Here is a 13,842-nt window from a genome sequence, read left to right on the forward strand (position 1 = left end):
GACCAGATATTGAAATGAAAAGCGGGCGGTCGCATGTGCGATCGCCCGCTTTGTTTTGGCCTGTCTACTGCCTGTGGGAAACGGAGAACACGACGGCACGACGTCACGAAGGAAGCAAGTAGCAAAACCCTGGCTTGCCGGCGTTCCGACGTGGCACCAGCCCGCACCTATTGCTGCTTTCGCATCACCGTGATCTCAGCGACCGCCTGGTGTGGCTGCGGCACGCTCGCGACGGCGGAGACTTGATTCCCGAGCAGCTTCCGAAGGGTTTCGATCGGAATCACGGGCAGATTCGCCGCAGGGTCGTCTCGGCCGGCCGATACGATCCCGACGACCAAGCCTTCGTCGTTCAGGACCGGCGCGCCGACCGACCGCGGGTGGCTCGGCAGTCGCAGCGATGCCTTGCCGCCGCCGACGGTCAATTCGCCACGTAGCAGATCCAGCTCCGGCCCGAAGATTCCGGCTTTGGCGAAGCACGCGACCGTCGCATGGCCCGTCTTTGAACCCTCTGCCAGCGGGATCGGCGAAAGCCTTGCGGACGTCCGCACCAGTGCCAGGCCCGACGCCTCATCGACAGACACGATTTCGCCGTCCACCGGGTCGGCATCGGTCATGGTGATGCGGATGGTCGTCGCACCCTGCACGATTCGGGCCGAGGTGGCGAGGATTCCCGGGGCAACGCAGAACGCCGCGCCACGCACGGTCACGGCCGCCTCGATCATCGGTTTGGCCTCGGCGGCGGCAGGTGCCGCTGCCACGGCGGGGGTGGCCGACGGCGCCGGACCGGTGGTCCCTGGTTCGACGGTTCCCGGCTGCGGGGCGTCCTGACCGTTGGACAGTGTTGGCTTCTCGATACGCCCGGTCGGCTTGCCCCCGTTCGGCAGCCCGATCGCGCCGGGGTTGTCGGCCGTCGCAACCGCCGGCAGCGGTTCGGGCATGGCGATGCCCGCGCTGGCCAGCGATTCTTTGGCCAGGCCCGCGGCAATCTCCGGCAAATTGGTGTTGATCGCATCGCCGCCGGACTTCTTGCCCTTCAGCACAGTCATGTCGGGCAGGACGAACGGCAATTCCTTCGAGTAGATGTCCGTCTTGCCGGCTTGGCGGGCCTTAGATGCTGTATCAGCCGGAAGCCACGCCACACCGAATCGCTCCTGATTCGCATAAAGCACCGCGACAAGCTGCTTGTCCTGCTCGGCGATCAGCTTCTGAATCTGCGGCAGCAGGCCAATGCCCTTGCGCATGTTCTCGTCCATCTGGCCGAGGACGAGCGACCGCTGCGCATTCAGGACCATTTCATCAGGGATCTTGGATTTGGACGCCAGGTAGGTGTTAAGCGTCACGGCGGCGCGGGGCTTCTGATTGAGTCGGGTAAACAACACCGCCAGGTTGTAAGCGGCCAGCCGCCTGTCTTTCTCCCCTTTGAACGCCAGTTCGAGCTGCTTTTGCGCCAGGGTGTACTGGCCGTCGGACGCCCGGGTGAGGCCGAGGCCCAGAAAGGCTTCCGTTTCGTCGGCCTTGAGCTCCAGGACATCGTAGAAGACCTCGACCGCTGCGGCGGTATCGCCGGCCTTGAGGTTGCTCCATCCTTCAGACAACAGGGCGGCGACGCGTTCCTTCAGCTTCTTCTCGGCCTCGGCCTTGTTGCGCTTGGCTTCCTCTTCTTTGCGTTGCTGGCGGTACTTTTCCCACATACCGCCCCAGTCGCCGCCGCGGCCGAATCCACCCATCCCACCGCCGAATCCGCCCGGGCCTTTGCCCCGTTGGGCGAGCGCGGCGCTGCCGTTGAAACACGAGGCAACGACAACGGCGACCAAAATGACGCAAGCTCGGCGCATGAGACCTCCCTGATGGCTCGATGGATCGTTGCGCCGACCCGGCCGATCCTTCCGCGGTATCTCGACAAAACCGCTCGAGCCTGCTTTCTATACCGGCCTCGGCCGGTCAAACCGGCAAGCGCCGTCAGGTCACTCAGGTAAACTCTGTCGCGCCCAGGTCGACGCGCAACCCAACAATACGTGCGGTGCCGGCAAGATCGCGCTCGTCAACGCCGACTACGAATGCAGGGTTGCCCGCATCGATCGCCGGCGATCCGGCCGTAAGCCGGTAGTCTGCCCGACTCGGTCCAGCCAGCAGCGGGTCAGCGAATAGGCTTACGGCATCGCGGTTACTGGCGGCAGCATAGTCGGCCAGGGTGGCGTAGGAGTTGCCGCCGAAATTGAACACCGGTTTGGCCTTGCGAACGTCGGAGAAGTACAGGTTGAAATCCACCGTGTTCGCGGGCGAAGCGGCCGGGTCGTTCTCGTCGTTGAGCAGTAAAGGCTTGCGGCCGCCGCCGACAACCAGGTTGTTCTCGATGGTGTTCCCCGACCCCAGTTGTATCCAGATCTCGCCGCCCGCCCCCCGCGCCTTGCGGCCGTTGTGATAAAGCGTGTTGTTCAGAACGAAGCTGTTGGCGACTCGACCCACCTCCGGGGCATACCCGCCTACGCCGATGCCTGCTTTGCTGTTGTCGGTCAACAGGTTGTTGCGTACGACAATGTTCTCGGCGGTCAGGCCGGCGTGTTCGCTGCCGACCTCAATTCCGACGTCCGACTGAGTGACCACGTTGCGTTCAATGACGATGTCGCGTCCGCCATCAACGTAGATGCCTGCGGCGTAGCCACCTCCGTAGTTGGAGCGGGCCCGTTCGACGCGATTGCCGCTGCAGACGCCATTTCGGGCACGGTCGGTCGCCGGGTCGAAGCTGATGCCTTCCCCGCCGATGAAATCGATGCCGATGTTGTTGACGTCGTGAATGAAGTTGTTGGTGACGGCAAAGTCGTGGACGTTGCCGTTGAGCGTAAGGGCCTCGCTGGGGGCAGGCTGACACTTGAAGATTTCGTTGCCGTCGATCGTCAGATCGCGAATGCCGTTCACGGCATCGGTACCGTAAACTGTGATGCCCATCGCGTTCTGGCCGCGCATCTTCTGAATGCGGTTATTGAGCAGATCGATGCCTTCGCAGGCGCCTTCGATTCGAATTGCCGAGCCGTCGAGAACGCCGGTGTTGTCGCGAAGTTCAAATCCTTCGACGCTGACGAAGCTTTGATTGATGATGTGAATGAGGTTCGGCCCTTTCACACGCTTGCCGCTGATGACAACGTCGCCGAGAGCGCCGTCGGCGATGAATCGGATCGGGCCATCGATCGCATTGCCCGAGACACGCAGTTCGAGTTTCTCCCGATAGACGCCGGGCTGGACAAGGACAGTAGCGCCGGGCGTCGCCGCATCGAACGCCCTTTGAACGGTGCGCCACGCGGCCGTCGGTGCGTCGCCGGTATTGGTATCGTTGCCGTCGGGCGCGACATAGAAGGTCGCGGCGAAGAGCTGTCGGCGTTCGAGTGGTTCAAAGCGTGTGTTCAACATAGAGTGGGGCGGGCGTTTGGCCCGTGATCTATTTCTACAGGCTCAAGTCTTGCGGGCGACACGCCCTCGATACAGCATGTTTCCAAGCCTTCCTGAATCCTGGCATCGTATCGTCGGCGAGGACTGGCGGTCGACGTCGTTCGACCCGCTTCGAACTTTTATTGCTGAAGAATACTCGAGCCAAACCGTGTATCCGCCCACCGCGCAGATCTTTTCCGCGCTGGAACTGACGCCGCCGGAGGCCGTGAAGGCTGTCATTCTGGGCCAGGATCCGTATCACGGCGAGGGGCAGGCCCACGGACTGGCGTTCTCGGTGCTGCCCGGCGTTCGGCCACCGGCGTCGCTGGGGAATATCTTCAAGGAACTCAAGACGGATGTGGGCGTTGCCGCGCCGCCGGGCGTCGGCGACCTGACGCCCTGGGCGAAACAAGGCGTTCTACTGCTAAACACGATTCTGACCGTCCGCCAGGCGACGCCGCTGTCGCACAAGGGGCGCGGGTGGGAAGGGTTCACCGATGCCGTCCTGCGGGCCGTCAGCGGTGGCGAACAGCGCGGCGTGTTCGTGTTGTGGGGGGCGACGGCGCAGAAGAAACGGGATCTGATCGACCGGTCACGCCACGTGATCATCGAATCTGCCCACCCGTCGCCGTTGTCGGCGCGGACGGGGTTCTTCAGCTCGAAGCCGTTCAGTCGGATCAACGAGGCACTGGTAGGGTTTGGGCGGGAGGCGATTGATTGGCGGTTGTGAGCCCAGGGCTCCGCGCTCCCGGCGTATTACGCCGCGTGCGGCAACTGCCCGTCCTGGGGAGCGGTCTCTCGGGTGGCGTCGTAGCCTTCAATGTTCCGCACCGTCTGCAGCAGGTCTTCGATCTGATCGCGGATGTCGTCGATCGCTGCGGCGTCGCGGATCTGCTGCTCGGCCCGGCCGGCCAGATCGCTGACGGTGCTGAAACCGTAACCGCCGCCCGCTCCCTTGAGGTTGTGCAGTGCGTGCTTCAGTTCGTCGAGGCTGCGCTTGCGCATGAGCGACTCGATCGATGCCACGCGCTCCGGCAGCCGTGCGATGAATCGCTCGACCAGCTTCGACACCTTCGAATCGTCGGCGTGTGTGCTGCGGAGGCGCGGCTCCGGCGCCACCGGTTCCGGGATCGCCTTGCGGGCCCTGGCCGAATCGAGATATCGCGCCGCGGTCGCCAGCAGATGGCCGCGCGAGATCGGCTTGGACAAGTAATCCGAGCAACCCGCCTCCAGGCACCGCACACGGTCCTCGGCCATCGCGTTGGCGGTCAACGCGACGATCGGGACCTCCAGCCCGGCGGCCCGAAGCCGGCGGGTCGCGCCGTAGCCGTCGAGTTCCGGCATCTGCATGTCCATCAGAATCAGGTCGTACGGATCGACTGTCGCCCCCGGGCCGAACGCCTGCATCGCCGATTCGACCGCGATCCGGCCATTAGCGGCAATGATCACTTCCGCACCCGCCCGGCGCAGGTGCGTGCTGATCAGGTCCTGGTTGTCTTCCCCGTCTTCGGCCAGCAGGATGCGCAGGCCGTTGAGCTTCACGTCTTCGTCTTCGTCGGTTTCGTTGACGGTCGCGAGTTGGTCGGCGGTCAGGTTTTCCAGCAGTTCCACGCCCTGGCGCGGTCCGCCGTCGAGCGTAAAGCTGAAGGTGCTCCCTACGCCCGGCTCGCTGGTGACGACGATGTCGCCGCCGAGCAACTGGGAAAGCCGTTTGCTGATCGTCAGGCCCAGGCCGGTGCCCCCGAACTTGCGGGTGGTCGAAGCGTCGGCCTGCGTGAACGGCTGGAAGAGCCGCGAGAGCTGTTCCGGCGTCATGCCGATGCCCGTGTCGCGAAGCTCGAACCGCATCACATGGCCGAAGTAGGTGATCTCGCGGAACACCGACAGCCGAACCTTACCCTTCTGCGTGAACTTGATCGCGTTCGACACCAGGTTCACCAGCACCTGCTTGGCGCGGAGCGGGTCGGTCTGAATGGTCTTGGGAATTTGCTTGTCGAAGACAACCTCGAACTCCAAGCCCTTCTTGGCCGCCCAGGGGCGGGCCAGGGCCATCACGTCGGCGACGAGCTGCGGCAGATCGCACTGCAGCTTCTCAACGGTCACTTTCTGGGCTTCGATCTTCGAGATGTCGAGAATGTCGTTGATGATCGCCAGCAGGTGTTCGCCATTACGGCGGATCGTCTTGGCGCAGTTAATGCGTTCTTCCCGCGGCTGCTTGGGATCCAGCAGCATTTCCGAATAGCCGAGGATGGCGGTCATCGGCGTGCGGATTTCGTGGCTGGTGTTGGCCAGGAACTGCGTCTTGCTCAGGTTTGCCAATTCAGCCGCTTCCTTGGCGCGCTGGACTTCTTCCTCGGCGAGCTTGCGTGCGGTGATGTCGTCGTGGGCGACGACGACCTTGGCGATCGAACGGTCGTCGCCGGGAAAGCGGGTGACCCGGCCACTGAACCAGCGCTTCTGGGCCGGTGGGGCGAGGTACCTGGGTCGGCCATTCTCGTCGCGAGCGGGCACATGGCACTCGTATTCCATCAGGAATACATCCTGCCGCCCGTTGATGACGTCGCGAATACCGGCGGCGAGCTGGATCGCCTCGTTCACCTGTCGCCCGGCCATTGCATCGCATTCGCCGAGGTAATTGACCTTGTCGCGGATCAGCTTGGCGTCTTCGCCGTTGTCGGCGGCGAATTTGCGCCAGGCGGCGTTGGTGGCCAACACCGCACCGGCACCATCAAGGATTGCGATGTGCGTCGGCAAGGCGTCGACGGTGGCCCGGGCGAAGGTCTCCGATTCGCGGAGCTGCCTTTCTTCCCGAAGTCGGCGGATGATGAATCGACGGAACCAGATACCAATTGCACAAAGTACCAGCAGGTTGGCGACGCCCGGCGCGGCGATTGCGTAGGGTCGGATCTCCGGCGGCAACGAGGCCGTCCAGGCGTCGGCTTGTGCCGAGCCGTTGGCGAGCTTGATCAGCACGAGATAGAGAGAGGCGATCTGCAGCGCTGCCGACGCCCAGGCCAGCAAGTGGAACAGCCGCCCGGAGATACATCGTTCGGGGCGACGATCGTAGGTGGTAATGGCCTTCATCCGCGTTCGGCTCCGGAACAGCGCTGCGACACAACAAAGGACGCAAGACACGCCCGGACTTTGGGCGCGCGGCGACCTATACGGGCTTATCGGTTGGGGAGGTGGGGGGATTAAGCGGGTGGCCCGAAACGCCGACTGCGTTGCGGTGGGACCCACGGCAGCGCCGTGGGCGTCAAGTCGCGAGAAAACGTCGAATCAGCGGTCCCCTCCGACATCGATCCCCCCCAGTCGACCGTCGAGAAACGCCTGCAGAAAGCTCGCCGCGGCGATTGCGTCGAGGCGTTCCTTCTTCATCTGACGCGTCATCCGTTCGCCGCCGCGCTTACGATCGTTCAGATGCTGCTCGGCTTCAAAGCTGCTCAGCCGCTCGTCGATGAAGACGACCGGTAACCCAGCCCGGCGGCTCAGGTCCTTTGCCCAGGCGATCGTCTGCTTCGCAGCGGGGCCGACGGAATCGTCCATGTTCAGGGGAAGGCCGACGACCAAACGCGTGGGGCTTTCGCGATTGATAATCGCCAACACCTCGTCAGCGGCCTGAGAAGGGGTGGTGATGGTAAGTACGTCCAGTGCCGTCGCGAATCGGCCACCCTCATCGCTGAGGGCAATGCCGACGCGGCGAGTGCCGAGATCGATCGCGAGGGTTCGCATGTGGCGAAGATGATAACCGCAAGTGAAAGCGCCGACCGACACTCGGCGCCGATTGCATCGACGGGTCGGAGACGGGGCAGTTCCTAGTGGCTTCTAGCGTGTACAAGATCGACATGAATTTTCGGGAAGTTCGGGCCTCGGTGCTACATACTCCCGTTGATGGCGACCGATTTACCGCAATCCGACCCGCCGCCGCTGTCGGCCGAGCGGCAGCAAGAATTTGTGCTGCTGCTGAATGCTGCTCACGGGCTGCTGTTGCGATACCTGATGTCGCTGGTGGCCAACCGGCACGACGCCGAGGACGTGCTGCAGCGTGCCAGCCTGGTGATGTGGCGGCGGTTTGGAACGTTCGAGCCGGGAACGGACTTCGACGCCTGGGCGACGACCGTGGCGTTCTACGAAGCCCGGAACTTCCAGCGTTTGACCGGCTGCTCGCGCGTGGAGTTCGACGACGAACTGATGCAGACGCTCGCTGCCGAGCGGCTGGAGCATGTCCGCCACTGGCCTTTGCGCATCGATGCGTTGGAGCGTTGTGTCCAGAAGCTTGATGCAGCAAGCAGGGCGCTGGTCTCGGCCATCTACACCGATGGTGCATCTGCCGTCGAAGTCGCCCGCGAGCAGGGCTGCGCGCCCAAAACCATTTACAACAAATTGACCCTGATCCGTCGTGTGCTCGCCGAGTGCGTACAGCGCCGGATGGTGGGGGCCGTACCATGAATCCAGACGATTCCCGGGAATGGCATCGGCTGTTCAGCGATGCGCTGAGTGACCAGCTCAGCGACGCGGACAGGTCTCGGCTTGCCGCGGTCCTGAAATCCAGTGCCGAGGCGCGGCAGCTCTGGTTTCTTTACAACGACAACGAGTGCTCGCTGGCCGAGCTCAAACGCCCGCACGTTTTGGAAGTCCGAAAACCCGGGCGGTCGTGGTTTTCGCTGCATCCGCTGGCCACCGCCGCCGCCGGGCTGATTCTGGGGGTTTTCTGCACTTCGGTCGTGCTCGCCTATGTTCTGCCGGCTGCCCAGCAGACGGTGCGGATTCTTGATGCTGGCTTTGAGGACATCCCCTCGCCGCAGGCCCTGGGGGTTCCCAGAAGCTGCGGCCAGTGGAGTGGCGATTCGGCAGAAATCGTTGGGGCACACCATGGCGTGACACCACACGGTGGGACAAAAATGTGGCGGTTTCTTCGCGCGGACAACACCCTGCCACCGGAGGCGCAAGCGAGCTACGTTGGCGAAGCGATCCATGTGATCGATCTGAAGCCGCTGCGGCGCGCGGACGTGAAGGCGGGAAGCCAGATCGAGATCAGCGCATGGTTCGCGGCGGGGCCTACTGCATCCGACCACCGGTACCACTGGAACATCAAGGCAGCAGCGTTTGAGGGGAATGCTTCGGAGGCTCCGGAGCTTTGGGGGAAGTGGAATGAGACCAGTACCAGTCTCGCACAGCGCGAAGTGCCGGCAGAAAAGCCGGGGCAATGGCAGCAGCTGCGCGTAACGATGCTTCTGCCGCCGAATGCTGATTTCCTTGTTTTTGAGTGCGCCGTGGTACAGCGGCTACCGCAGATCAATCTTGGCGTCGCGGAGTTTCCTGCACACTACGTCGATGACGTACGCGTGCGCGTTCTCCCACCCACTCACAACACGCAGGCCGCCGAATGATTGCAACGCCGTCCACAATCCGTCGCCTCTTCGCCGCAGCTCTTTGCATCGGGATATCTTCCGCGGCAACCGACGGTGTGCGCGAGTTTGCCGAAACGCATTGTTTCGATTGCCACGACAGCACCTCGCGCAAGGCGGGATTGGACCTCGAGAAGGTCGATCTCTCGCTGTCGGACAAGAAGAGTGCAATGCTGTGGGAGTCGGTGTTTCATCGCGTGGCCAGCGGAGAAATGCCGCCGAAGAACAAATCGCAGCCTGCGCCTGAGGCGCGTGCGGCGTTCCTGGCGGAGTTGGGGAAGGATCTGCGCAAGGCGTCGCTGGCAAGGCAGGAAAAGGAAGGGCGTGGGCCGGTGCGGCGGCTGACCCGTACCGAATACGAAACGACCGTGAATGATCTGCTCCATATCAGGACGGACCTGCGCTCGAGCTTCCCCGACGACGCGGTGACCGCCGGCTTCGATAAGGTCGGCGAAGGACTCACACTTTCGGCAGCGCACTTCGCGGCGTATCAGGAGGCGGCCGAGAAGGCGCTCAACCAGGCGATCATGCGCGGGGCGGTTCTCAACACCGACAGTGACGGCGCCAAGGTCTTTGCTGCCCGGCCTAAAGAGTTCACCACGTTCGGCGGCTGGCTCGAAGGCAACACGATGGCGCTGGCATCGCGGTTCTTCTACCCCTACACGACCGTCCTGGGGGCCGAAGCACCGCGCAACGGACGCTATCGAATCACGTTTACCGCGCAGGCTCGCGGCAACGGCGGTCGGCCTATGCCGGTGGCGATCGGGATTCTCGATAGCCAGACGGTCAGGCCCGACGCCCCGGAAACCAGCCTCTGGTTCGACGTCCCCGAGGATCGGCCCCGCACGGTCGCCGCGGAACTCGATCTGGAGTTCCGGCAGCACTTCCACCTCTTCGGACCTTCTTTGGTCCACAGAGACGTGTTCATGCCTCGCATGAAGAAGGAAGGGCGTTGGGACGGTCCCGTCCTGCTTCTGAGCCGCCTGAAGATTGAAGGGCCGCTGAAAGCCGACGGCACCATCGATCACTGGCCCGGAACGGGCTATCGCGAACTGTTCGACAACATCCCTGCCAAGCCGCTCTCGCAGATTACCGGCGTGCAACCGGAGAAGGGTAAGCCCGAACCGTGGTTCCCGGCCTCGGCGGCTCCGAAGGAAGATGCCGCACGGCTGCTGCGGCGGTTCCTGCCGAAGGCGTTTCGTCGTCCGGTGCCGGAGGATGTCGCCGCGGGCTACACCGCACGGGCTCACGAGGCGATCGATCGGGGCGTGCCGTTCCATCGCGTCATGCTCGACAGCTACAAGGCAGTCCTCTGCTCGCCGCACTTTCTTCTGCTGGAGGAAAAGCCGGCTCCGCTCGGTGGTCCGGCACTCGCGAGCCGCCTTTCGTACTTTCTCTGGAACAGTGCGCCCGACGAAGTGCTGCTGGCGGCGGCGGTGAAAGGCGAACTCGCCACGCGCGACGGCCGAGCGCGGCAGGTCGAGCGGATGCTCAACGATCGACGTGCCGAGCGGTTCGAACGCTCGTTTATCGATCAGTGGCTCGACCTGAAAAACCTTAACGCTACCTCGCCCGACGGCGTGTTGTACTCGGAGATCACCCCTTCGATGGTGGTGGCGGCGGAACTGGAGACGCGGCGGTTCTTCCATGACCTGCTCGCTGAGAATCGCAGTGCATTGGAGTCGATCCAGAGCGACTGGACCTATTCGAACGAGTTGCTGAGCGCGCTTTACGATCTGCCCGATGTCGCAGGCTACGAGATGCGCAGGGTGCCGCTTACGCCACAGAGCCGGCGGGGCGGATTTCTTACCCAGGCGAGCGTTTTGAAGGTGACCGCCGACGGTGCCCATACTTCGCCCATCATCCGGGGCAAATGGGTGAATGAGCGTATCCTCGGCGTCGTCCCGCCGAAGCCGCCGGAGGACGTGCCGAAGATTGAGCCCGACATTCGCGGGGCGACGACCATCCGAGAACAGCTTGCCAAGCATCGCAGCACGCCCGCGTGCATGAGCTGCCATACTGTCATCGATCCTCCGGGCTTCGCGCTGGAAACGTTCGATGTGATGGGCGGCTGGCGTGACTACTACCGGATGCCCTCACACACCGGTGCGGTCATCGAACTGAAGCGATTCGGCGGTCGACGCGTGCATCGTGGCCCGGCGGTTGAAAGTGGTTACACCATGCCCGACGGCCGGGCCTTCGCCGACATCACAGCTTACAAAGCTCTGCTGCTTGAGGATAAGGAACGCATCGTTTCCGCGTTCGCCGCGAACCTGCTTACTTATGCGACCGGTTCGCCGGTGCAGTTTGCCGACCGCGACGATCTCGCGGCCATCGTTGCCGGTACCCGCGCGAACAACTTCGGCGTCCGGAGTCTCATCCACGCCGTCGTGCAATCCCGCCCCTTCCTGCACAAATAACATGTTCAACATCAACCTTCGCAAACCGATCGATCGCCGCCGATTTCTTCGAGCAGGGGCGGTGTGTCTTGCGCTCCCGGCCCTGGAAGCGATGCTGCCCCGCGGCACCTGGGCCGCGGCATCGCCGCCACCGAAGCGCCTCCTGCTGGTCGCACGCAATCTCGGCTTGCATGCGCCCTTCTTCTTTCCCGACAAGCCCGGCCTCGGCTACGAGAGCACCCGCTACCTGCGGCACCTCGAAGAACACCGCGGAAAGTTCACCGTGTTCTCGGGTGTCTCGCACCTGAAATACTTCAACCATCACAGCGAGCCCGGCCTGTTCACCGGCGTCAACTGGGACCGCATAAAGGAGCCAGCGAAAGAACATCACAACTCGATTTCGCTCGATCAGTACGCCGCGGAACGCATGGGCGGCGACACGCGCTATCGCAACCTGGTGATCGGACAGCCGGTGCAGTGGAATTTTTCCTGGACCGATCGAGGGGTACCCGTACCTACGGAAAAGAGTCCCACCGCAGTATTCCGGCAGCTGTTCACTGCCGGGAGCGCCGACGAGGTCGCCGGCGAGCTCCACCGGTTGCAGACCGGGCGAAGCATTCTGGATCAGGTCAATGCAGAAGCGAAGACGCTCAGCCGTACGCTCGGCCCGGAGGATCGCCAGCGGATTGAACTGATGTTCAGCTCCATCCGCGAGACCGAGCGGAGTTTAGTGCGCAGCGAGGCCTGGCTGAACAAGCCCAAGCCCCAAGTTGATTACCCCGTGCCCAGGATGGATCCCGATTCGAATCTTATCCGGGAGCGAGAAACACTCTGGCTCGACCTTTCACGGCTCGCGCTTCAGACCGATTCCACCCGCGTCATCCTCCTGACACTCGGCGACGCGGGCCGCGCCAAGCTCGACGGTCTTACGCTCGCCCACCACGATGCGTCACATCACGGCAAGGACGAGACGAAGATCGAGCAACTCGCACTGATCGAGGAGACGGAGCTCAAGCTCTTCAGCCAGTTCCTTGGCACGATGCAGCAGGTCCGGGAAGGTGAAGGCACGCTGTTCGATCACACCGTCATCCTCAACGCGACGAACCTCAGCAATGCTTCGGCGCATACCTGCGAGAATCTCCCCATCCTTCTTGCCGGAGGCGGTTTCAAGCACCAGGGCCACGTCCTCAAGGACCGCAAGGACAATTCGCCGCTCAGTAACCTCTACGTGCGAATCCTCCAGCAGCTCGGCGTAGAGACCCAGACGTTCGGAAGCAGCACTCGGGTGATGGATGACGTCTAAGACCTTACTGTAACGTCGCAGGTGGCGAACGGCCGGCAGAGGTTCGGAAGTCCGCCGATCAGGTCGCATGTTTAAGGGTGTGTTGCATGGGCGAGCGTCTTCGCCGGCCCATGCAACGAGGAACCGGTGTCAGTTCTCGGGCGGCCGTTGCGGCTTTTCGCCTTCGGGCCTGGGTGTGTCGCTGCGTCGATCCCCTTCGGGACGCTGGCCATCCGGTCGGCGGTCACCCTCGCGGCGGTCCCCATCGCGACGGAATCCGCCACGCATCATCCCGGGTAACGACACGTTCTTCATGCGGTCGCGGACTTCCGGCGGGAGCTTGCTGCGCTGCTCTTCGGTGTCGATCGGACCGTTGAACAGCTCTTTGCCTTCCTTGTCCTTGGCGACCAGTGTCTGCTTCCCGTTCTCCATCCTGATCACCATTGAGACTGTACCGTCGTCCCAGGCGACCGTGCCGCTCTGGTTCAACAGCGGGAATGGCATCGCCTGGCCATCGGGCCGGGGGCCGTCGGGTCGCGGGAAGACGTTGATGAACGGCGGCTGCTGGCCCGGCTGACCGCCCTGGTTCCAGTTCATCAGGCGGTCTTCCAGAATCCGCGGCTCGACTCCCAGCCGAAGTTCGTCCAACGGCGGCAGGTCGCGCTCGATGAGTTTGGCCGTCAGTTCCACGGGCTTGCCCGCCCGAATGACAGTGAGCTTGATCGAATCGCCGGCCTTCTGCGTTCGCACCAGGACCGCCAGTTGCTGCGGGTTGACCAACAACTGGTCGTTGAGCTTGTGGAGCAGATCGTGCTGCTTAAGTCCGGCGGCGGCGGCGGGGCTGTCAGGGGCGACGGTATCGACCACCAGGCCGACGCCGTTGGGCAACTCGACCTGGTGTCGCAGCGCTTTGGAAGCCGTCGAAGTCGAGACGCCGAGATACGCGGCCTTTTCCAACTCCGCCTTCAGGTCCAACTCGATCCGCATCGGCCGATCGATGCCTTGTCCCTGGCCTTGGGGCCTGCCGTCCTGTGGCATGCGGGGGTTGCGTGGTTGTTCGTCGGGAACCCGGGGAGCCGGCCGCGGGTTCTCGGGGCGCTCGTCGCGGGCCGACTGCGCGCCGGCCGACGACACGAGGGCCGACCCGGTCAGACAGGCTGCGGCCAGAACGGCGTTCAAGGCACTGCTTCGCATGAAAGCTCCTACAAAGATTTGGAACGGCTCTCCCGGGAAACCAGACGGGCGGAGGGGGCGGTTCTAACCGGAATGGATGCGTTCGTGATAAATCACGAATGACGAAAATCGAATGGCGAATGAAGCTCAAAACCCG

10 protein-coding genes are annotated in these 13,842 nt (G+C 63.3%); 5 read left to right on the forward strand and 5 right to left on the reverse strand.

What is annotated here, in order from left to right:
- Positions 1 to 167: 167 nt before the first annotated feature.
- Entirely contained in the window at positions 168 to 1,835 is a 1,668-nt protein-coding gene (locus tag IPV69_RS19180) for a S1 family peptidase (protein ID WP_206291331.1), read from the reverse strand.
- Between the two features lie 133 nt (positions 1,836 to 1,968).
- Positions 1,969 to 3,405, reverse strand: coding sequence for a right-handed parallel beta-helix repeat-containing protein (locus IPV69_RS19185; protein WP_206291332.1), 1,437 nt, complete (start codon positions 3,403 to 3,405; stop codon positions 1,969 to 1,971).
- A 76-nt stretch (positions 3,406 to 3,481) separates the two neighbouring features.
- On the opposite strand from IPV69_RS19185, the gene IPV69_RS19190 reads away from it, so the two are divergent.
- Complete coding sequence (locus IPV69_RS19190) at positions 3,482 to 4,153, forward strand: uracil-DNA glycosylase (RefSeq protein WP_206291333.1); 672 nt, start codon at positions 3,482 to 3,484, stop codon at positions 4,151 to 4,153.
- Between the two features lie 26 nt (positions 4,154 to 4,179).
- On the opposite strand, the gene IPV69_RS19195 is transcribed toward IPV69_RS19190, so the two are convergent.
- Entirely contained in the window at positions 4,180 to 6,507 is a 2,328-nt protein-coding gene (locus IPV69_RS19195) for an ATP-binding protein (RefSeq protein ID WP_206291334.1), read from the reverse strand.
- Positions 6,508 to 6,702: 195 nt separating this feature from the next.
- Positions 6,703 to 7,155 carry a Holliday junction resolvase RuvX gene (ruvX, locus tag IPV69_RS19200; protein ID WP_206291335.1) on the reverse strand — a complete coding sequence of 151 codons (453 nt, stop codon included), beginning with the start codon at positions 7,153 to 7,155 and terminating at the stop codon, positions 6,703 to 6,705.
- A gap of 159 nt (positions 7,156 to 7,314) precedes the next feature.
- On the opposite strand from ruvX, the gene IPV69_RS19205 reads away from it, so the two are divergent.
- The 4 genes from IPV69_RS19205 to IPV69_RS19220 are packed head-to-tail and all read left to right on the forward strand — an operon-like array spanning position 7,315 to position 12,533.
- Complete coding sequence (locus tag IPV69_RS19205; RefSeq protein WP_206291336.1) at positions 7,315 to 7,872, forward strand: sigma-70 family RNA polymerase sigma factor; 558 nt, start codon at positions 7,315 to 7,317, stop codon at positions 7,870 to 7,872.
- Positions 7,869 to 8,813 carry a hypothetical protein gene (locus tag IPV69_RS19210; RefSeq protein WP_206291337.1) on the forward strand — a complete coding sequence of 315 codons (945 nt, stop codon included), beginning with the start codon at positions 7,869 to 7,871 and terminating at the stop codon, positions 8,811 to 8,813. The genes IPV69_RS19205 and IPV69_RS19210 overlap by 4 nt, the downstream gene beginning before the upstream one ends.
- On the forward strand, positions 8,810 to 11,251 hold the full coding sequence (locus IPV69_RS19215; RefSeq protein ID WP_261361976.1) for a DUF1592 domain-containing protein: 2,442 nt from the start codon (positions 8,810 to 8,812) through the stop codon (positions 11,249 to 11,251). Before IPV69_RS19210 ends, IPV69_RS19215 begins: the two co-directional genes overlap by 4 nt.
- Position 11,252: 1 nt before the next feature.
- Positions 11,253 to 12,533 carry a DUF1552 domain-containing protein gene (locus IPV69_RS19220; RefSeq protein WP_206291339.1) on the forward strand — a complete coding sequence of 427 codons (1,281 nt, stop codon included), beginning with the start codon at positions 11,253 to 11,255 and terminating at the stop codon, positions 12,531 to 12,533.
- A 129-nt stretch (positions 12,534 to 12,662) separates the two neighbouring features.
- On the opposite strand, the gene IPV69_RS19225 is transcribed toward IPV69_RS19220, so the two are convergent.
- The gene (locus IPV69_RS19225) at positions 12,663 to 13,706 is read right to left on the reverse strand and encodes a PDZ domain-containing protein (protein WP_206291340.1); all 1,044 of its coding nucleotides are present in this window, start codon (positions 13,704 to 13,706) and stop codon (positions 12,663 to 12,665) included.
- Positions 13,707 to 13,842 lie beyond the last annotated feature (136 nt).

This window comes from Humisphaera borealis, assembly GCF_015169395.1.
GTDB lineage: Bacteria > Planctomycetota > Phycisphaerae > Tepidisphaerales > Tepidisphaeraceae > Humisphaera > Humisphaera borealis.